Annotated in this window: 22 protein-coding genes; 15 read left to right on the plus strand and 7 right to left on the minus strand. The window is 37.3% G+C overall.

What is annotated here, in order from left to right:
- Positions 1–19: 19 nt before the first annotated feature.
- From BN985_RS14365 to BN985_RS14375, 3 genes are all read left to right on the plus strand, one after another.
- Positions 20–727 (plus strand): hypothetical protein, encoded by a 708-nt coding sequence (locus BN985_RS14365; protein ID WP_042224267.1) that lies wholly within the window; start codon positions 20–22, stop codon positions 725–727.
- 192 nt (positions 728–919) lie between these two features.
- Complete coding sequence (locus BN985_RS14370) at positions 920–1372, plus strand: SRPBCC family protein (protein ID WP_042224270.1); 453 nt, start codon at positions 920–922, stop codon at positions 1370–1372.
- A gap of 148 nt (positions 1373–1520) precedes the next feature.
- Positions 1521–1916: a VOC family protein gene (locus BN985_RS14375; protein WP_042224272.1), complete on the plus strand. Its 396-nt coding sequence runs from the start codon at positions 1521–1523 to the stop codon at positions 1914–1916.
- Positions 1917–2006: 90 nt separating this feature from the next.
- Here BN985_RS14375 and BN985_RS14380 read toward each other — a convergent pair whose 3' ends face one another.
- The 4 genes from BN985_RS14380 to BN985_RS14395 form a co-directional block, all read right to left on the minus strand.
- Entirely contained in the window at positions 2007–2798 is a 792-nt protein-coding gene (locus BN985_RS14380) for a YibE/F family protein (protein WP_042224274.1), read from the minus strand.
- Positions 2795–3916: a YibE/F family protein gene (locus BN985_RS14385; RefSeq protein WP_042224276.1), complete on the minus strand. Its 1122-nt coding sequence runs from the start codon at positions 3914–3916 to the stop codon at positions 2795–2797. The genes BN985_RS14380 and BN985_RS14385 overlap by 4 nt, the downstream gene beginning before the upstream one ends.
- A 405-nt stretch (positions 3917–4321) precedes the next feature.
- Complete coding sequence (locus BN985_RS14390; protein WP_042224277.1) at positions 4322–4750, minus strand: hypothetical protein; 429 nt, start codon at positions 4748–4750, stop codon at positions 4322–4324.
- An 88-nt stretch (positions 4751–4838) separates the two neighbouring features.
- A complete protein-coding gene (locus BN985_RS14395; RefSeq protein ID WP_042224279.1) occupies positions 4839–5216 on the minus strand; it encodes a PH domain-containing protein in 378 nt (125 codons plus the stop codon).
- Positions 5217–5540: 324 nt separating this feature from the next.
- Here BN985_RS14395 and ahpC point away from each other — a divergent pair, with 324 nt between their 5' ends.
- The 4 genes from ahpC to BN985_RS14415 all read left to right on the plus strand — a co-directional run bounded on the left by ahpC (position 5541) and on the right by BN985_RS14415 (position 11113).
- Positions 5541–6104, plus strand: a complete 564-nt coding sequence (gene ahpC / locus BN985_RS14400; protein ID WP_042224280.1) for an alkyl hydroperoxide reductase subunit C — start codon at positions 5541–5543, stop codon at positions 6102–6104.
- Positions 6105–6118: 14 nt separating this feature from the next.
- Complete coding sequence (gene ahpF, locus BN985_RS14405) at positions 6119–7690, plus strand: alkyl hydroperoxide reductase subunit F (RefSeq protein WP_042224281.1); 1572 nt, start codon at positions 6119–6121, stop codon at positions 7688–7690.
- 411 nt (positions 7691–8101) lie between these two features.
- Complete coding sequence (locus tag BN985_RS14410; RefSeq protein ID WP_042224282.1) at positions 8102–9040, plus strand: hypothetical protein; 939 nt, start codon at positions 8102–8104, stop codon at positions 9038–9040.
- Between the two features lie 141 nt (positions 9041–9181).
- On the plus strand, positions 9182–11113 hold the full coding sequence (locus tag BN985_RS14415) for a fructose-bisphosphatase class III (protein ID WP_042224283.1): 1932 nt from the start codon (positions 9182–9184) through the stop codon (positions 11111–11113).
- Positions 11114–11387: 274 nt separating this feature from the next.
- On the opposite strand, the gene BN985_RS14420 is transcribed toward BN985_RS14415, so the two are convergent.
- On the minus strand, positions 11388–11711 hold the full coding sequence (locus BN985_RS14420) for a nucleoside triphosphate pyrophosphohydrolase (protein WP_042224284.1): 324 nt from the start codon (positions 11709–11711) through the stop codon (positions 11388–11390).
- 231 nt (positions 11712–11942) lie between these two features.
- Between BN985_RS14420 and BN985_RS14425 the strand changes: the two genes are divergently transcribed.
- The 8 genes from BN985_RS14425 to tnpB all read left to right on the plus strand — a co-directional run bounded on the left by BN985_RS14425 (position 11943) and on the right by tnpB (position 19788).
- Positions 11943–12647 carry a response regulator transcription factor gene (locus BN985_RS14425; RefSeq protein WP_042224286.1) on the plus strand — a complete coding sequence of 235 codons (705 nt, stop codon included), beginning with the start codon at positions 11943–11945 and terminating at the stop codon, positions 12645–12647.
- Positions 12644–13645, plus strand: a complete 1002-nt coding sequence (locus BN985_RS14430; protein ID WP_042224288.1) for a sensor histidine kinase — start codon at positions 12644–12646, stop codon at positions 13643–13645. The genes BN985_RS14425 and BN985_RS14430 overlap by 4 nt, the downstream gene beginning before the upstream one ends.
- A gap of 82 nt (positions 13646–13727) precedes the next feature.
- The gene (locus BN985_RS14435; RefSeq protein WP_042224290.1) at positions 13728–14492 is read left to right on the plus strand and encodes an ABC transporter ATP-binding protein; all 765 of its coding nucleotides are present in this window, start codon (positions 13728–13730) and stop codon (positions 14490–14492) included.
- Complete coding sequence (locus tag BN985_RS14440) at positions 14467–16362, plus strand: ABC transporter permease (RefSeq protein ID WP_042224292.1); 1896 nt, start codon at positions 14467–14469, stop codon at positions 16360–16362. Before BN985_RS14435 ends, BN985_RS14440 begins: the two co-directional genes overlap by 26 nt.
- Positions 16363–16477: 115 nt before the next feature.
- A complete protein-coding gene (locus BN985_RS14445; RefSeq protein ID WP_042224294.1) occupies positions 16478–16948 on the plus strand; it encodes a VOC family protein in 471 nt (156 codons plus the stop codon).
- Positions 16949–17072: 124 nt separating this feature from the next.
- Positions 17073–17867, plus strand: coding sequence for a TIM barrel protein (locus tag BN985_RS14450; RefSeq protein WP_232225598.1), 795 nt, complete (start codon positions 17073–17075; stop codon positions 17865–17867).
- 140 nt (positions 17868–18007) lie between these two features.
- Complete coding sequence (locus tag BN985_RS14455) at positions 18008–18394, plus strand: YrvL family regulatory protein (RefSeq protein ID WP_052360704.1); 387 nt, start codon at positions 18008–18010, stop codon at positions 18392–18394.
- A 242-nt stretch (positions 18395–18636) separates the two neighbouring features.
- Entirely contained in the window at positions 18637–19788 is a 1152-nt protein-coding gene (gene tnpB / locus BN985_RS14460; protein ID WP_042224298.1) for an IS200/IS605 family element RNA-guided endonuclease TnpB, read from the plus strand.
- A 50-nt stretch (positions 19789–19838) separates the two neighbouring features.
- On the opposite strand, the gene BN985_RS14465 is transcribed toward tnpB, so the two are convergent.
- Positions 19839–20456: a class I SAM-dependent methyltransferase gene (locus tag BN985_RS14465; RefSeq protein ID WP_042224300.1), complete on the minus strand. Its 618-nt coding sequence runs from the start codon at positions 20454–20456 to the stop codon at positions 19839–19841.
- A 38-nt stretch (positions 20457–20494) separates the two neighbouring features.
- Entirely contained in the window at positions 20495–21397 is a 903-nt protein-coding gene (locus BN985_RS14470) for an NAD(P)/FAD-dependent oxidoreductase (protein ID WP_042224301.1), read from the minus strand.
- Between the last annotated feature and the right edge of the window lie 58 nt (positions 21398–21455).

Consider the following 21455-nt stretch of genomic DNA (forward strand, 5'->3'; position numbering starts at 1 on the left):
TGGAGGAGGTTTGACATTAGTGCGAGGTTTATCGGTAATCATTATTCTTTTCAGTAGCTTGCTACTTTTATCCAGCTGCACATCTCCTGTTTTCCAGGCCGCACCCTCTGAAAAAGCAAAGAGCTACCAGGAAAACCATGAGATTATAGGAGAAGAAAAAGAAGAAATGCTAGAAGAAATGAATATAAGTGAAACGATATTTGATATAAGCGAGAAGGACAGGACAGATCAGGGAATAGAAGAAGACTATTATTTTGATGTAACGAATGAAGAGGAATTCACGGTACCAACGGGAAGGTACTGGTTTTCCGGCGATGTTTCTGGAAACATTTTTATCTACGATGAAGAGGGCCATCTTCTGATCCATGAAATCATCGGCTATCCTGGAGTGCGAGGTTTTTATGCAGATGTGGATGAATCTCATACTATAAGAATTGATGGACTGGAGAGTGCAGCTGCTTTCGTAGGGGTGGAAATGGAGCCTTCCAATGAACTGTCTGCCGGAATCTGGCACGTCGGAACCGATATCGAACCTGGCAGCTATACGATAAATCCTGTAGGCGGTTTAGGACACGTTTTTATCCTTAGTCCGAATGGAGAAGCAGAAATTTTAGAAATGATTGGCAGTCAATCCGTTTCAACAGAAAGTAAAATTGAATTGAGAGAAGGACAAGTGGTAAGAATTACGGGGATTTCTTCTGTGGAAGTGGAACGGGTAGAAAATTGACATTTAGTATATATCTGAAATTAAATTTAACAACAACTAATCAAGAGTTACCAACAATTCACAACATAATCAATAATGTATGCAGGACTTCGAGAAGGAGAAAAGGTCTTTTATGTTGAATTTATAATTATAACAAAATTGTTCATTGAAGAATGAGTAGCTTTTGCTATCAATATAAAAGGGGGGTGTAATTTGAGTATCAATTTTCAAGTAAATAGATCCATCCAAGTGAACAAACAAACAGCTTACAGTGGCTTGATTGACCTTGAGTCTGCCCAACAATGGATGCAAGGATTAGTTGGAATAGAACGGTTAGATAACGGGCCTATACGTGTGGGAAGTGAATGGAAAGAAACGAGAAAGATGTATGGTACAAAGGCAACCGAACATTTTGAGGTTGTCGAACTACATGAGCCAGATAAAATTGTACTTCGTTGTGATGGAACGAAAGGATCCACAGGTAAAGGCGAATTTTTGTTTACATACATGATTGAATCGTCAGGCGATTATTCTGACATTACGTTGTATGGGGAAATTACGGGGCTCACTGGCGTGGCAAAATTTTTCGGTAAGATGATGGCAGGAACGTTTAAAAAGGCTTGCGCTAAAGACTTAGACGCGTTAAAGAGCTATTTGGAGATGTAGCGAAGAGCCGGTTTCTTAGTAAATCTTAAATCTAAAAAAGACGAAATTCGTGAATCCTTTCCATAATGTAATAAGAGTTCTAGATATAGTAAAACTCTTACTAGATTACGGAGAGAACAATAAAACGATTCATAATAAGGAGGATATTATGGGTAGATTAGTACATTTCGAGATTCATGTAGATGACATGGAGAGGGCAAAGAAGTTTTATGGCGAGGTATTTGGTTGGACATTTGAAGACTGGAGTGAATATGCTGGCATGCCTTATGTTGGTGCTGTAACAGGGGAGGACAATGTGCTTGGTATTAATGGAGCTTTAATGCAACGCCAAGGACCACCTCCAGAATCGCATCAAGCGTTGAATGGATTTGCTTGTACAATGAACGTAGAGAATTATGACTCAACTGAATCAAAGATTTTAGAGCATGGAGGGCGGGTAGCATTGCCCAAATATGCACTTCCAGGAATGGCTTGGCAAGGGTATTATATTGATACAGAAGGAAACACATTTGGTATTCATCAACCAGATGAGAATGCGAAATAAGTGAGTTGAATGAAAAAGTCATGGCTTACCTTGTGAAAAATAGCCATGACTTTTTTATCTTTTTTATTGAACCAGCCATATCTAGACGAATTAATCTTCTGTACTGGTCTGTGAATCTTTATCATCATTTTTCATTTTTAATAAATAAAAGGTGTTAACCCACGATGTAATTGGAAAGGTTAATGCTACACCAATTCCGGCACAAAGTATGGTTACCATTTCCGCACTAAATACTTTTGAGTTTACAATCTCTCCAACAGAATAGGATAGGTCGTTAAACCATATGAGCAACCCTAAATAACCTCCAAAGAATGCAAAAAATAACGTATTCGCACTTGTTCCAAATATATCTCTTCCAATTGCCATTCCATAATTGAATAATTCTTTTTTAGTAATCGTTGGATGATGGTGAAATACTTCTCGCATGGGTGATGAAATAGAGATCGCGATATCCGTAATAGCGCCTATTGCACTCATAATAATGACAGAAGTAGCTATTTTCACAAAGTCAACACCAATGTATACGGTATAAATGCTAAGTTCATCTGATTCTTCTTCACCAAAACCTTGTATCATGGTTACCTTTGTTGTAACCACAATAAACAATATAAGAATAGTTACCGTTATGATGGTAGAAATGAAAGCAGCTTTCGTTTTAACGTTAACCTTGTTTATATAAAATAGATTTATACAACTTATTACGACGCATGAAATTAATGTCAATATGATTGGATTCCCACTAGGATCCAACATGAAAAGAATGGTGAGAAAGAGTACACCAAAATTTAAAAATAAAGCAATAAAAGAACGTGCTCCTTTCTTCCCTCCAATAAGAATCATGAGAAGAAATAAAATAGCAGCTAAACATACTAATGTATTCATGGTTTAGACCTCTTTTTATTAATAAAATAAATCGTAGTATATAGACCGATCGGAATAGTTAGAACGATACCAATACCTCCAGATAAGGCACGTGCTAATTCTAAAGATAGATTCATAGAAAAAGTGAATGATAAGTTCGATCCATTTCTTAAATATAAAAGCATCATGGGAATAGAGCCACTTATATAAGCAAAAAATAAAATATTAGTCATGGTCCCCATTATATCTCTTCCGATATCTAACCCTGACTTTTTAAGTGCTTTTATGGATATGTTGTTATCCTTTTCATACAGTCCAAAAAGAGAAGAAGATATCGTAATGGCTACATCCATAACAGCGCCTAGTGCTCCAATTAGTAATCCAGCCATAAAGATTAATTGCGGAGGACGTGTTAGAAACTGCATTTCTTCATAACGGAGCCCCTGCTCGGAAGTGAACAGCATGACAAGATAAGTAATTAATAATGAAAGAAATGTTCCCAACAGCGTTGCAAGGATGGCTGCATATGATTTTTCATTAAACCCATTAACAAGTAATAAAGAGATGATAGTAAATAATATGATACTGATTCCACAGATCACTAATAAACTGATATTGGCTGTATTCACGTAAACCTCTATAGCAATGGCTAATATAATGGCACTAATTACTAAACTGATTAGAGCGTAGAATCCTTGTCGCTTTCCAACTATAAGTAATGTAAAGATAAATAACCATGTGATGATTAAAAGATACTTATCCCGTTTTATATCCTTGATGGAGCCGGTTAATTCTGAATTAGAATCTGGATTGGCGTCTAGTTTAACAAATAATTCCTTTCCAGCTTTATATTCATTGTCTATAGCAGCTGAATCTGAATATTTATTTGTTAGTTGAATAAGTTGTCCTTTTTCTTCGCCGTTTTTAATTTCCGCAGTAATCGATTGAGTATATATTTGATCCTCATTTTGATGCATATCTGATATTTCCGTAATATCTTCTAGATTCGTTTCTACTACTTTTACAATCGTACGATCATAGAAAGAATAATTGTTATGCACAAAAAGTAGTGATCCTATAAAACAAACAGCTAATATGCTATATATAATAATATTTTTCTTAGTAAATAGTTGCTTCAATATTTTTCCCCCATCGTGTCTTATAATCAGTAAAGCTTTAATAAGTAATGTAGCAAATAATATGTATATTATTTCATAGAATCGTTTACGAATCAAAAAAAGTTGCGTTAACTAAAAAAATAATGTCAACTGCAACATGCCTTGTTTTTCTATCTAGCTCAGCAGATTAAATACTAACGGAAATTATAAAACTCGTTTAGTTAATAATGGGTAGTAATGAACGTTTAAAAAGGCTAGCGCTCAAGATTTAGACGCATTAAAAAGCATGGCTATTTAGTTATAGAGTAGAAATAGCCATGCTTTTTTCAAATTGTATAATCAAGGTGTATTAATTATATAACTCCTACTTTCTCTGAATCGCCCTCATTAAGTAGTTTAATAACTTTTATAATAACACTTGTTAATTTATTCCCAGTCAAAATGAGTAGAATCTATATAATATACTATATGATTTTCTCCGACGACTTCATAGTTTTGACCTTTCACTTGAATATCCCTTTCACTAATATAAATAGGATACTGGTTACCTTGGTCTGTTTTAATCTCAATAAAGTACCGTCTAACTGTAGAACCATCTTGTTCTTTTAGCTTGGTATACGAAGTTCTTTCCAACATATAATCATAAAATGCTCCACTTAAATGAGCTTCTTTTGAGTGATACGAAGAACCAGGATCTCGGTCGATAATAACCACTTGCTCTATAGATTCATCACTAGCGAGCAAGCCATTTGTAACCTCTCCAAAGGTCAGAGTGGTAAAATGTTCCCACAACATTAATGATATACCGATAACTAAAATAAATCCTAATATTACAGTTGCGATTTTGTTTAGCATATTGGCTCCTTTCTATTGGGATTTTACGAGAAAATAGAAAAAGGCAACAATATGCTGCCCTTTAACATATGGTTTGTACTATCACGATTTAGCCACAAGCAGCAGCGAGCACTTTTTGAATATCATAAATGCTGTCATCTTTCTTGAAGTTTTTTGCAACAAGCGGCTCTACGTTCCCGGATATCCATATCTTGAGTTCGGCATCAAGATCGAAGGTTCCGGCCGTTTCAATACTAAAATGCGATATGCTTTTATACAGAATAGAATGGAATTCAGTTTTTTTACCAGTTATCCCTTGCTTATCAACTAAAATCAAGCGCTTATCCGTGAAAATAAATAAATCCCTTAATATCTTAAATGCGACATTTACTTCCTCACCATCTACTAATAATTTGCCAAATTCCTTCGTTATTTCACTTTTGTCTACATTTGAAGCATTTCCCATTAGTCCGTCAAGAAAGCCCATTATATACCCTCCAAAATTTAATAATAAATGATTAAAAAGTAAATTTAACTACAATAATATGTATGTTAAAAGCCTTCCTTATATTATAGCAATAATGGAACAATTCTGCATTTATTTCCAGAACAATTAATTTGGCAAAATAGCAAGTTAGTCTCATTTAGAATAACTAAATGATAACGCTTTCATAAAGCGAATATGTCCATTATGTTAAATATATGCTTGTTTCTTGCATATCCCTTGCAATAATGAGCAATATATTATAGTCTATGTTTTATAAGAATAATTATTATTAATAATCACATTTACCTATAGGAGGAATTTAACATGTCTTTAATCGGATCAGAAGTAAAACCATTCAACGCAAAAGCGTATTTTAACGGTGACTTTGTAGATGTAACAGAAGAAAACTTCAAAGGTCAATGGAGCGTAGTATGCTTCTACCCAGCAGACTTCTCTTTTGTTTGCCCAACTGAGCTTGAAGATTTACAAAACGAATATGCAACTCTTAAAGAACTTGGAGTAGAAGTATACTCTGTATCAACTGATACGCACTTTGTTCATAAAGGTTGGCATGACACTTCAGAAAAAATCGGTAAAATTACGTACACAATGATTGGTGACCCATCCCAAACGATTTCTCGTAATTTCGAAGTACTAAACGAAGAATCAGGTCTTGCAGATCGTGGTACTTTCATCATCGATCCAGACGGTGTTATTCAAACAGTAGAAATTAATGCAGACGGCATTGGCCGTGATGCAAGTGTGCTTGTTGACAAAATCAAAGCAGCACAATATGTACGTAAAAACCCTGGTGAAGTTTGCCCTGCTAAATGGGAAGAAGGCTCTGAAACACTTACACCAAGCCTAGACCTAGTAGGTAAAATTTAAGGAGTGCGATAAGCATGCTTGAATCAAACATTAAAGCACAACTAGACCAATACCTGCAATTACTTGAAAGTGATATTGTACTGAAAGTAGATACAGGTGACGATGATGTATCTAAAGAGATGCAGGAGCTTGTTGATGAAATAGCTTCTATGTCATCGAAGATCACAGTCGAAAAAGCAAGCTTAAAGAGAACACCTAGTTTTAGTGTGAATCGTGTTGGTGAAGACACTGGTGTAACCTTTGCTGGCGTTCCGCTTGGACATGAGTTCACATCATTAGTACTCGCTTTACTACAAGTTAGCGGAAGAGCTCCCAAAGTAGATCAAAGTGTCATTGACCAAGTGAAAAATGTTAAAGGTGAGTATCACTTTGAAACGTATGTAAGTCTTACATGTCATAACTGCCCAGACGTTGTACAAGCACTAAATATGATGAGTGTTCTTAATCCTGGTATTACCCACACCATGATTGACGGAGCTGCCTTCAAAGAAGAAGTAGACAGCAAAAATATCATGGCTGTACCAACTGTAACCTTAAATGGGGAAGAGTTTGGTAGTGGTCGTATGACAGCTGAAGAGATGCTTGCCAAATTAGGTAGCGGACCAGATGCAGACGAACTATCTAAAAAAGATCCATACGACGTGCTTGTTGTCGGTGGAGGCCCGGCTGGTGCTAGTGCTGCCATCTATGCTGCTCGTAAAGGCATCCGCACAGGGATTGTTGCAGAACGCTTTGGTGGACAGGTACTAGACACAATGAGCATTGAAAACTTCATTAGTGTGAAAAGTACTGAAGGACCGAAGCTTGTTGCAAGCCTAGAAGAACATGTTAAAGATTATGGGATAGATGTTTTAAACTTACAACGTGTACGTCATGTTGAGAAGAAAGATATGTTTGAAGTAGAGCTAGATAATGGCGCTATTCTAAAAAGCAGAACAGTTATTGCTTCTACTGGTGCAAGCTGGCGTAAGCTTGGTGTACCTGGAGAAGAAGAGTTTGCTAATAAAGGTGTAGCATACTGTGCACACTGTGATGGCCCATTATTTGAAGGAAAAGACGTTGCTGTAGTTGGTGGAGGAAACTCTGGAGTCGAGGCTGCTATTGACCTAGCAGGTATCGTAAACCATGTAACCGTTCTTGAGTTCTCTGACACCTTAAAGGCTGATGAGGTACTTCAAAATAGTCTAGCTAAATTACCAAACGTAACGGTCGTTAAAAATGCTCAAACAACTGAAATCACTGGTTCCGACAATGTGAATGGCATCAAGTATCTTGATCGAGAAACAAATGAAGAAAAACAGATCGATTTACAAGGTGTGTTTGTCCAAATCGGCCTAGTACCAAATACAGGTTGGCTTGACAATACAGTTGAAAAGAACCGCATTGGTGAGGTCATTGTCGACAAGCATGGTGCTACAACCGTTTCAGGATTGTTTGCAGCAGGTGACTGTACAGATAGTATATATAACCAAATTATTATCTCAATGGGATCTGGAGCAACTGCAGCACTAGGCGCTTTTGATTATCTAATCAGAAACCCTATTGATGCAGGTTCCGTTGAAGACGAGCTTGTTAATCAAAATTAAAGATTGAATTTAATAACCCTAGATAAAGGCTGTGCCTTTGTCTAGGGATTTTTGTGTTTATTAAGGGGGGGTTGGTTATTGTGGGTGGGGGAATCAACCAATATGGCCGAGGAATCAACCAAGAGTGCGATACAATCAACCAACATGGCTAGAGAATCAACCAAGAGTGCGATATAATCAACCAACATAGCCAGAGAATCAACCAAGAGTGCGGTACAATCAACCAACATAGCCAGAGAATCAATCAAGATCGCTACACAATCAACCAAAATTGAACATCAAGCAGTTATTTAACATCACATATAGAATAGTGAAATGGACGACATGTTTGATGATTCATTTCCTGACCACTACGAAACTTTTTAACCACTTTTTCGTATGCATTAATAGATAAATAGAGGGGGAGTTATCATGGCAGACCGATTAAATAGTGAACTTATACAGGTGAAAGCAGATCTTAGAAGAAAAAATAAATGGCAAAAACAAGTAAAGGATTATGAAACAGAGCTTGCTGAAATAGAAGGAATAATTAAGAATCTAACAAAGCGGCTTAGAGAAGAAGAAAAGGATGTAGAAAAGTTAGAAGGGTTTAGTATTTCGAGCCTTTTTCAGACGCTAAAAGGAAACAAAGAAGAGCAAATTGAAAAAGAAAAACAAGAAGTAGTCGCAGTTCAGTTAGAGTTACAAGAAGCCCAGAAAACAAAAAAAGAATTAGATCAGGCATTAACAGATCTACAACACCAACTAGAGAAAATAGGAAATGTAGACGCTAAGTATCAACAACTGATCACCGAAAAAGAACAATACATCAAACAAAGTAATAATTCCACTGCAGCTACCTTGTATGAATTAGTGGAACAAGAAGGTGATGTAAAAGCGTACATCGTTGAACTTAATGAGGCTATTAGGGCAGGTTCCTATGTGGCGGAAGATTTAGAAAGTGCAAGTGCTTCATTGGATAGTGCTGCAAATTGGGGTGCCTTTGATATGTTTGGTGGAGGAGCTATATCAGGAATAGCAAAACATGGCCATATAGACGATGCAACAGCAGCTATTCATAAGGCGCAAACAAGCATGCGGCGTTTCCAAAAAGAATTGCTAGATGTACAGGAAGAATTAGATGTCCAAATTGATATCTCTGGTATGCTCAAATTTGCTGACTTTTTCTTGGATGGATTCTTTGTCGATTTTATGGTTCAGAACAAAATAAATGAAGCCAGAGATCAAGTGAGTTATAAACAGGATGAGGTCGAAAGAATTTTAAGAGGCTTGAATAAAGAAGTAGAAGCTAATCAGGAAAAAATAGTTCAGATTGGTCAAGAAAGACAGCGTGTCATTGAAGATTATTAGTAGAAAACTTTATAAGTTGCCTTTCTATACTGTTAAGGTTATAGAGGGCATATGTTAACGTAGCTGGCCATTTCCGTTATAATAGAACTATTACTATATGGACATACAAAGGTTTGTCGGTTGAAAAGGGGATGCACCATTGTGGAAAACCAGTTTTTAGATTTACTTGCACAACGATATGATAGCGAAGAGAAAGTCGTAACAGAAATTATAAATCTTGAAGCCATCCTCGACCTACCAAAGGGTACAGAGCACTTTGTAAGTGATCTACATGGGGAATACCAAGCGTTTCAACATGTATTGCGAAATGGTTCAGGTAAGGTGAAAGAGAAAATAACAGATCGCTTTGCAAATGAATTATCAGAAGAAGAAATCATGGAATTTGCGACATTGGTTTATTATCCTGAAGAAAAATTGCAATTGATTAAAAGTAATTTTGATAATAAGCAAGATCTAAATGCATGGTATATCAAAAAGATTGAGCATTTTATACAACTCGTTTCCTATGCTTCCTCAAAATATACACGTTCAAAATTGCGTAAAGCATTGCCAAAGCAATTTGTTTACATTATAGAAGAATTGCTATATAAAACAGACGAATTTACGAATAAGAAACATTATTATAGAAAAATAGTGGAACAAATCATTTCTCTAAACCAAGCAGATGAGCTGATTATAGGGCTTGCTTATACCACACAGCAGTTGGTTGTCGACCATTTGCACGTAGTAGGGGATATTTATGATCGTGGACCTGAGCCAGATAAAATTATGGATACACTTATCAACTATCATTCTGTCGATATTCAATGGGGGAACCATGATGTCCTTTGGTTAGGGGCTTTTGCCGGATCAAAAGTTTGTCTAGCGAATATTCTCCGTATTTGTGCGCGTTACGATAACCTGGATATCATTGAGGACGCGTACGGGATTAATTTAAGACCGCTTCTTAATCTAGCAGAAAGATACTATGGGGATAATCCTGCTTTTAGACCTAAACGACAATCTAATAAACAAATAACCGATCAAGAACAATTACAAATCACAAAAATTCACCAAGCTATCGCCATGATCCAATTTAAGTTAGAAAGCCCGATTATTAAGCGCCAGCCTAACTTCAATATGGAAAAGCGGCTCTTACTAGAAAAGATTGATTATGAGAAAAACGAAATAACGCTACGTGGCAAAAAATATTCTTTAGTCAATACTTGCTTTGCAACAGTAAATCCCGACCAGCCTGATCAATTATTAGAGGAAGAGCAACAAGTAATTGATAGACTGTTATTCTCTGTCCAGCATTCAGAAAAGCTGGCTAGGCATATGCGTTTCCTTATGAAGAAGGGCAGTCTTTACCTAAGATATAACGGTAACTTATTAATACATGGCTGTATCCCTATTGATGAACAAGGAAAGATGGAAGAAATGAAGATCGAAAACAAAGCCTATGCTGGCCGAGAACTGCTTGATAAGTTTGAACAATTTCTACGTCATTCTTTCGCACATCCTGAAGAAACGGACGACCTTGCTACAGATATGGTCTGGTATTTATGGACAGGTGAGCACTCCTCCCTGTTTGGAAAAAGAGAAATGACGACTTTTGAGAGGTATTTCATAGCAGATAAGGCTACCCATAAAGAAGTGAAAAATCCTTATTATTATATGCGCGAAAATGAAGAAACCAGTCGTAAAATCTTAGAAGAATTTGATCTTGAACCTGATCATGGTCATATCATTAATGGGCATACCCCTATCAAAGAGATTGAAGGGGAAAATCCAATTAAGGCAAACGGCAAAATTGTTGTAATTGACGGGGGCTTTTCCAAAGCATATCAACCAACAACAGGGATTGCAGGCTATACACTGCTATTCAACTCCTATGGAATGCAGCTCGTTGCCCACAAACATTTTAATTCCAAGCAAGAAGTATTGCACAATGGAAATGATGTCTTATCCGTTAAGAGGTTGGTAGATAAAGAACTGCAGCGAAAGAAAGTACGTGAAACAAATGTGGGTGAGGGACTATTACAGGAGATTTCGATGTTGAAGCGTTTGTTGAAGTATCGGTATATGAAGTGATATAACAATATGAAATTATTGTTGTTGAAATAGCAAGAAAAGTGGCTGTGGAGTACGAGTGACAGTAAAAGTAAAGGCAATTATTACAACAATTACAGCCGTATAAAGAGCGGTCGACCAAATGTTAGTACTTTAAAATATTAGTAGCCGATGCCTTGGGGTCGGTTACTTTATTTGTTTAAATAAAGATCGTTAGTTTAAGTTTTCATAAAGATAAGCTATTGACGGTGATCGTTTTTTCTGTGATAGCTAGTATACAAGGAGATATCATTCATTAATCTTCAACCTCAATCAAAAAGATTTTGTCCTTAAAGCCTCCTCTTTTCACAGCTTTTTCTTTCCGCAACTTTTCTACTTCTTCTATAGAGGCGCCATGAATACTAGCAAGAGCGTGCATTAATTCTAAGACATCCGCAAGCTCTTCAATTGCCTCGTTGTCTGTTGTCGCGTCTTGATATTCTGTAACCTCCTCGTTTAGCTTTAATTTTAACTTTTTTATGTATCGGTCTTCTGAGAGAATTTTGGTTTTTAGATCTTTCCCACTGTTTTTGATGATCTCTGGAATTTTGTCACGGACTAGTTTGTTGTATGTTGGCACAGTACTCCCCCTCGTTTTGTTTATTTACTTAATATTCTATAGAAAAAGGAAAGAGGGGGCAAATGGGTTAGGTTCGTTTTCAAAAAAATAAGTGGAATTGTTCCACATACGATAAAAATAAAAGGTTAGCGTCCAATCCTGTTATTATCTGCACCTCATTAGGAATGGTATTTCATGATATTGTTAGGTAAAATTATACACAAATGAAATATGGAGCTAGGAGACCAAAACATGAAAAAAATAATGATTGTGGAAGATGACATGAAAATTGCAGAGTACTTATCTTCTTATATAAAAAAATACGAATATGATGTGACAATTGCCACCAACTTTACAAATATTATGGGAACATTTCGAGAAGTACAGCCTGACCTTTTATTACTGGATATCAATCTTCCTAGTTATGATGGGTATTATTGGTGCAGGCAAATTCGAAAAGAGTCTATTTGCCCGGTTATCTTTATTTCGGCGCGGACGGGGGAGATGGACCAAGTTATGGCGATTGAAAATGGCGGAGATGACTTTATTACGAAGCCATTCCACCCGGATGTTGTGATGGCTAAAATTAGAAGTCAGCTCAGGCGCGCATATGGCGAATATGCGACTAAGAATGAAGAGAGAGTGTTGACTCAAGCGGGGTTAAGTTTATATCCTGAACGGTTAGAATTACGCTATAAAAATGAAGTAGCGCAATTAACTAAAAAAGAAACAGATATCACAGAAAGTTTACTTGATCGTTATCCTCGAATTGCTGGTAGGCAGGATCTGCTAGCAAAGCTCTGGGATGACGAGGCTTTTGTAGAAGAAAATACACTGAATGTAAACATTACGCGTGTTCGGAAAAAGTTTCAAGAGATCGGAATTGAAGACGCGGTGGAAACCGTCAGAGGAGCAGGATATCGCCTACGGGTTACATGGAAAGAGGAGGAAGCATGAATTTATTTCTTCGCGAACATGTACTACTTATCGTTATGCAACTTAGCCAATGTGTCATGATCTCCGTATTATTTTGGCTAGATGGCTATCGAGGGAAGGGTGTCATTACCTATGCAATTCTTTTGTCTATCGTGTTACTAACAGCCTTTCTTATTTACCGATACATTAGTAGAAAAAACTTTTATCAAAGGTTACAGAATCCGATGGCGAAGTTGGATGAGTCTCTTGAAATTACGGAACAAACTCCCATTTCAGAAGCCTTGGATCAATTGCTGCTTGCGCAATTTCGGTTATACCAGGAAGAGCTTCAACAGGCAGAAGAATTACAGGATGAGCATCTTCTGTTTATGGATCGTTGGGTACACCAAATGAAGACCCCACTTTCTGTTATTGAATTAACGGCACGAACACTGGATGAACCGGAATCCTCAAGTATCCGTGAAGAAACAGAGCGAATGCGAAATGGTCTGAACACCGTTCTTTATATGGCCAGACTTCGTACGATTACAGAGGACTTTCAAGTTAATCCGGTTACCCTATCCAAGCTAATTCGTGAGGTGAATCAAGAAAATAAGCTGTTTTATATTCGTCATGAAGTATTTCCGCAATTAAAAGAAGAGAAACCTGACATAACCGTAGAATCTGATGAGAAATGGCTTTTCTTTTTGTTAACCCAACTCATACATAATGCGGTGAAATATTCTACAGGCAAAGCAAAACACATTGTTCTAAGCATTTTTGAGCACGAAGGAAATGCTGTCCTCGAAATAGAAGACTTTGGGATCGGCATCCCTGATTCGGACCAGAAGCGGGTTTTTAATAAGTTTTATACAGGAGAAAATGGTCGAGATTACCGCGAATCAACAGGAATGGGGCTTTACTTGGTAAAAGAGGTTGCTGAAAGGTTAGAGCATCGTATTGAAATGGACTCAACAGTTGGGGAAGGGACCGCCATCCGTATCATTTTCTCTAAAACACAAAACCTTACAACGATGTAATACTCGTGAAAGCATAATCGATAGTTTAAAGTACGGCGCTTAGACTATACTTTTGCTAGAAGCTAGAAAAAGGAGAATGATTATGCTTAGACTTTCAAAAGTGAGTAAGATATATGAAGGCAAAGTTGCTTATCGTGCCCTAACGGATATCAACTTAGAAATTGAAAAGGGTGAATTTGTTTCTATTATGGGGCCATCTGGAAGCGGGAAAACGACCCTTCTTAATATCATTTCCACAAACGACATGCCAACTACGGGAGAAGTAGAAATAGAAGGGGAAAACCCACATAAACTGAAAAAAAATGCTCTGGCAAAGTTCCGCCGTAATGAATTGGGTTTTATTTTTCAAGATTTTAACCTATTGCATACATTAACGGTAGAAGAGAATATTGTTTTGCCACTAACATTGGATGGGACCCGGGTTAAAGAAATGAAAGAGAAGGCTCGTGACATTGCGGAGAGCCTTGGCATTTCAGCAATTATGAAGAAGCGCACATATGAAATATCTGGTGGCCAGGCACAAAGGGTAGCTATTGCTAGGGCCATGATTCATAAGCCTAAATTACTGTTAGCAGATGAGCCTACTGGTAACCTAGATTCAAAAGCATCTAAAGATGTCATGAAAATGCTTGAAGAAATTAATGATAAGGAAAAAACAAGTCTGTTAATGGTGACACATGATCCACAGGCAGCTAGCTATTCAGATCGGGTTATCTTCATTCGGGATGGGAAGCTCCATTCTGAAATACATCGTGGGGAGAACAGACAAGCATTTTTCCAGAAGATCATTGACATGCTTTCCTTGATGGGAGGGGACGGCAATGACTTTTCGTCAGTTCGCGTTTAATAACGTCTTACGAAACAAACGTCTGTATATTGCCTACTTCCTTAGCAGCATGTTCACAGTGATGGTATTCTTTACCTTTGCCATCTTTGCATTTCATCCAGCGTTTTCCAATGGTTCGGTCAATCAAAATGCGCTATTAGGAATGGCAGCTGCGGGTGGAATTATTTATGTATTTTCTTTCTTTTTTGTCTTATATTCAATGAGTTCCTTTCTGCAGTCGAGGAAAAAAGAGTTTGGTCTCTTAATCATGTTAGGGGCGACCAATAAGCAAATACGTCTCATGGTGTTTTTAGAAAACATCTTAATCGGCTTCTTTGCAACAGTTGGCGGGATTCTGGCAGGGTTATTGTTTGCAAAAGCCATTCTCCTCGTTGCTGAGAATGTCTTAATTATTAGTGAGTCTCTTCCGTTCTACTTTCCAACACTGGCGACTGTCGTAACGTTTGGCAGTTTTATGCTGTTGTTTTTCTTCATATCTGTTTTTGTATCGTTTATTCTTCGTACAAATAAATTAACGGACTTAGTGAAAGGGGATAAGCAGTCCAAAGGGGAGCCGAAAGCTTCGATTTTCTTATCTGTTCTTGCAGCACTGCTCCTTCTCATCGGGTACGGAACAGCTATTTATGTAGAGGGCGTAGGTGTGGTATATGCGATGATTCCGGTAATTATCGTAGTAACACTTGGTACGTATCTTCTATTCACGCAACTGAGCGTGTTTTTCATCCGCCGGTTTAAAAACAATACATCTATCTTTTGGCGGAAAACCAATATGCTATTATTCTCGGACTTATCGTTTCGCATGAAAGATAATGCTAGAACGTTTTTCATGGTAGCCATTATTTCTACAGTTGCATTTAGCGCAATTGGTTCATTATATGGTTTTCAATCCTACCTAACTAAAGGTGTAAAAGAGATGAATCCATTTACTGTCACGTATAGTCCATGGCGGGATGATAGTAAGGAAATTATTGAGAATGATATAAATAAAATTAATGCCATATTGGAAGAAGAAAATGTCGAGGCAAAAATGGAAGACATGGAATTGACCTATTATGAAATGCTTGACCAGGATCGTCAAGTACTTATAACCAAGGCTTCTGACTATAATCGTTTTGCCGCTTTAATAGGCGAAGAAACGCTCAATCTAGAGAAAGATAAGGCAATTGTAGTGGAGCAAAGTGATGCCATGCTTACACAGGGAACCAAAGCCAGCGAGGTCTTAATGGCATCAAATGTCCCATTAAAAAGCGGGGAAGAGATTAAACCAAGTCATGTCATCAAATCTGATGTATTAGGTGAACTTAATGGCTATTATGTGGTAAATGACGATATCTACAATCAGCTTGGAACCGTTGTAAGAAGTGATCATAGTGCTGCATGGAAGGCAGAGGACGGGCAAACGGAACAAGTAATTGAAGCGGGACGGAAATTGGATGAACGATTAGATCACAAAGCGTTTTCCGTGGAATATCAACTTTATGAAATCAATAAAGCGTTTGGGCCAATCTTATTTATCGGCTTATTTATTGGGATTGTATTCTTCGTTTCTGCTGGAAGTTTTCTTTACTTCCGCTTATTTACAGATCTGGACGAAGAGAAGCGCAAGTTCCGATCCATTGCAAAAATTGGTTTAACAGAAACGGAGTTAAAAAAGGTAGTAAACAGACAAATTGCTCTCTTATTTTTCTCGCCGATTGTAGTGGCATTAGTTCATGGCATTGTTGCACTTACAGCTTTATCTCATTTTTTTGATTACAATCTTACAGTAGAATCTTCACTCGTGTTAGGAAGTTTCGCTCTTATACAGATTGTTTACTTCTTAATTGTACGCTTCTTTTATGTGAAGCAAGTTAAAAGAATGGTGTTTTAGACCAACAGTGGAGATATGCTTGATTTTTATCTAAAACGGGCGTTAATCGAAGGAGGATTAACGCTCTTTTTGTTGAATAATTTAAGTAGACGTGCTAAAAAAAGGGGGATTTTACATGATAAAAGGACTGTATGAGGCACATTTACCAGTTAGCAACTTAAAACAATCGATTGAATACTATAAGGGACTTGGTTTAGAATTCTCTCATAGCCACGAGGATAGACTTGCATTCTTTTGGATTGAAAAAGACAAGAGTTGGTTGGGGCTTTGGGAAACAGATAAAGTAGAGCTCGATTATCACCCATCCATACGACACATAGCTTTTCAAGTAACGTTAGAAGGTCTTAAGAATTCAGTTTCCTGGCTACATGAAAGGGGATATGAACCAAGAGAAGCATTTGGGTTCAAACCAATAGAGCCCTTTGTTATGGCACATAGCGGTATGGCTCATGCCAAAATTCATTTTAACGATCCAGATGGAAATAGCTTAGAATTTATATGTAACCTTTCAAACCCTAAAAACATTACAAAGCGTATGTATTTAAGTGAGTGGGAAGAATTGCATAAGGCACCCAAAACCTTGTAAATATAATTTGACTGACCGGAGCGTTAATCGAAAGAGATTAGTTAACAAGAGTTAGTGAAAATTCTTTGGAAGGAGAGTGAACGATAATATGCCTCATAGTATTGGTCTTTCTGGAAGTGTCATAATGTCAGATCCTGAAAAGTTCCCATTATTATTTAGTAAGAAAGATATTAGTCATATAGAGATTGGTGAGTTTCCAAACGAAGCGTCATTCAACGATTTTTTAGAATTGGTTAAAAAGAAAAATGTAACCTTTGGTCTGCACTCTCCTTTGTATAGAAATAAAAGTAAATATGATTTGTTGGAAAAAGTTCAATACGAACCTGAACAGGCTTGGGAACAGTTTGAAAAGGAAGTTAACTATATGTCCCAGTTAGGGGCAGAGTATATTCTAGTGCACTTCCCTTATTTCAAAGAAGAACAAGATATAGATACAAATGCCATCATTGAAAGGGGACTAAAAAGATTACATTTTCTACAAGAGAAATACTCTATTAACATTGTTTGCGAGCCGAAACTAGGTTTGAACAGATCTGCGTTTGGAATTAGAGCGCTTGATAATTTTCCAATTGAAATTTGGGACAAATACGGAATAAAACTTTGTATAGATATTGGGGATTACTTATTAGCAACAGGTGATAGGGCAAGGGATTATATAGAAAAGTGGAAAAGGCATATTAAAGTAGTTCATTTACATAATGTAGAGTTTCATAATAATAAATACATATGGGTACCAGTTCACCCATCCCACGAAATAGACAAGTCACATTTTAAAGTAGAGCCTTTATTGTCTTTGCTATCAGCAAGTTCAGAAGTGTTTTTTGTCTTTGAACATACGCCACATACAAACCCGACAGAGACATTTGTAGATGAGGGAATTAGTTGGGTGAAGGAAATAATAGAAAATAAGGTGTTTTGACTTTTGTCTTAGTAAGGGATTATCGGACAATGAAACATTAACAATCCAAGGCAAATAGTAGAACAGAACTTTCTATTAAAGAAGATAGAGGTGAGTCCATTTCGTGATATGAATTTGAAGGAGAAATTAGCGACGGTTTTTTGGGGTGTCAATTTTTATTATTTTTTGGTTGGCTTTGTAGTTGGGGTTTAATTTTTGGAATTGCGGGGGTCTTCAATCTACTTGGTGTGGAATACGATACGGTTTGGTCACTATTATTATTTGTTTTCGCTTTCTATTCCCTTGGGATTATTGTTGAATTATTTTCCAAGGCTATCTTCAAGCTGACAACACTATATATAATAGGGAGATTTAAAGTAACAATTACTCGAGTTTGTATTGAATTCGCATCCAATTGGCTAGTCCTTTATATAGTGGATGAGTTCATGAGTAGTATTACACTTTCAATTAAAACAGAGATTATCGTTGCATTGTTGATTGCAATATTAGAAATTGTTTTTGAAGATGCTACTACGGATAAGGATTAGCTACTCTTTGGTGAGAGACTAACAATAATCCTATCTGAGATTACAGTAGAAAACGACCTTTTCCATAAATAGGGAATGGTCGTTTTTATCGGTTTTGGACAAGAAGACTCCATCCCCAAGCCTAGCTAGGGTGGAGATGAATTGTCTGGTTTTCCTGTATTAACTATAATGCAAACGTATGTACGTACAGTTGTTTTCTGATATAATAGATGTAATATACCTGTTAGAAAGTTGTGAAAAAAATGTCTATTCACAAAGCCTATAAGTTCCGAATCTATCCAAATGCATCACAAGAAGTCTTCATTGCGAAGACGATTGGTTGCTCCCGTTTTGTGTTCAATCATTTCCTGAATCAATGGAATGAAACTTACACTAAGACGGGGAAAGGCTTGACATATAAGGCTTGTTCCGCCAAGCTGACACAACTTAAAAAGCAACTGGTATGGCTCCAGGAAGTGGATAGCATAGCCATGCAGTCATCGCTTAAACACTTGGCTGATTCTTATAACCGCTTTTTTAAAAAACAGAATAAAGCGCCACGCTTTAAGTCCAAAAAAAACCCTTTACAATCTTACACAACAAAGTGTACCAATCATAATATTGCGGTTGTGGGGAACAAACTCAAATTACCAAAGCTAGGTCTTGTCAGATTTGCCAAGAGCCGTGAAGTGGAGGGACGTATCCTGAGCGCTACGATAAGGCGCAATCCGAGTGGGAAGTATTTTGTCTCTATTTTGGCTGAAACGGAGGTACAACCGTTAGACAAAACAGATTCTGCTGTTGGAATTGACGTCGGACTCAAAGATTTTGCTGTTCTTTCGGATGAAACAGTATATAAGAATCCAAAACATTTTCGTACATTAGCGTCCCGATTGGCAAAAGAACAGCGTATTCTTTCCAGGCGTAAAGAACGGGCGATAAAGCAAAAACGAGCCTTACAGGACGCCAAGAACTATCAAAAACAAAAACGAAAAGTGGCACGTCTCCATGAGCGTATCAGCAATGCACGGCATGATTACCTGCATAAAATTTCTACTGCTATTGTTAAAAGTCACGACATTATTGGTATCGAAGACTTGCAGGTTTCCAACATGCTGAAGAATCATAAATTAGCAAAAGCCATCAGCGAAGCGAGCTGGTCACAGTTTCGACAGATGTTGGAATACAAAGCTGCCTGGTATGGGAAACACGTGATAATCGTTGCCAGGAATTTTCCATCTAGTCAGCTTTGCTCCACTCCAGATTGTGGCTATCAAAACAAAGCCGTTAAAAATCTCGGGTTGCGCCAATGGATTTGTCCCCATTGCGACGCACATCATGACCGGGATAAAAACGCAAGCTTGAACCTTAAAAATGAAGCGTTACGACTTCTAACTGTGGGGGCGCAGGGATAGCCTAATAACATAACTTTCGGTTACGAAGGTGTTCTTAGGAATCCCCCACTTCAAGCGTCCGTTAAGTGGGGGTCATTCAAACTGCATGAGATAAACATGGAGGCATCTTGATTCATAAAAATGCGTTCTCCATGATGAAATGTCTTAATTTGAGTTGATTTAAAGCCAACTTCTGTTAAGCATTTTTTCAGCTCTGCGTGAGAAAAACCGTTGTGAACTTTTGGATGATTGATTTTTTCATTTTTATCAAAATCGACAATAATAAGTTTGCCGCCATTATTTAATATGTTGTACAACTGTTTTAGGATTTTTTCTGTGTCTGGAACGTGCAGCAGGACAAGGGACATTAATACAATATCTGCTTTAAGTGCAGGAGTTTCTTGAGTGAAGTCTGAGTAAATTGCTTTTGCGTTGTTAATACCCCTGTTGTTAATTTTCGCTTGCGCAACGTCGGTCATTTGTTTAGATGCATCCACCAACAAAACAGAATCCACTAAATCTGCTAATTCTAAACTAACGAGACCAGTACCGCTACCATAATCTAAAAGTGATTTTGATTTACTATTTTGTAATACAGGTTTTATTTCCTTCACAATTACGTTCGCTAATTCTTTTCTATCTTCAGTATCATATCTTTTTGCCATTTGTTCAAAAACATTTTCTTCCATGGTTAACTACTCCTACTATTTTAAGATAAGGAGAGGATTTAAAATTCCTCTTCTGTTAAGTCCATATTTATCCCTGTTGCAATTTTACTACCATCTGCGGCTGCAAAAATTAATTGTGATGGATTTACATAGGAGGCATCTCCTGCAGCATATAAGCCTTTTACGGAAGTGCGACCAAATTCATCGGTTTTTAAAGTGCCCGATTCTTCCGTATTACAGCCTAAGTTCTCAACAAGCTGCAAATTTGGAATCAATTTTTTCGACATGACAAAGCCGCCACTACGTTCTATTTCCGTGCCATCCTCAAAGCGAACTTTTTCCAGCTGTCCATTTACGCCCTCAAAAGAAGCGAGAGGTTGTTCCATTATCTTAATTCCTTTTGATACTAGTTTTTCTGTTTCTTCATCATTAAGTAATGCATGGCCATTTGTACAAACAACTAAGTCCTTACTCCAGTTGTAAATCATTTTTACATAATGAAAGACGTGAGAGGATTCAGATACGATAACTAATGGTTGATCTCGATGTTCCCAACCATCGCAGTATGGGCAAACAAACAGGCTCTTGCCATAAAAGGAATAGAAACCTTCAATTTCTGGGAAAATCTCATTAACGCCGGTAGCTAAGACAAGTTTCTTTGCCTGATAGTAATGACCTAATGATTCTTCTACTACAAAACCCAGTTCAGTCTTCTCTATGGTTACAACCTCTGCTTGTAATTGATCAATAGAAGGGTAGCTTGATAATTCTTCTGCAGCAACTGAACGAAATTCTGATGGACTGACTCCATCTCTTGTAATGAAGCCATGTGAAGCGTGGGTTACTGCATTTCTCGGTTTATTACTATCAATTAAAGCCACGCTACGTCTTGCTCTTCCAAGTACCAATGCTGCGTTCAACCCAGCGGGCCCTCCACCAATAATGATGCAATCATACATTATAGTTCCATCTCCTTTATGTGGATATTATAGACTTTTTATATCTATGATAAGTGTGAAA

Source organism: Oceanobacillus manasiensis (assembly GCF_000724085.1).
Taxonomy (GTDB): domain Bacteria; phylum Bacillota; class Bacilli; order Bacillales; family Amphibacillaceae; genus Oceanobacillus_B; species Oceanobacillus_B manasiensis.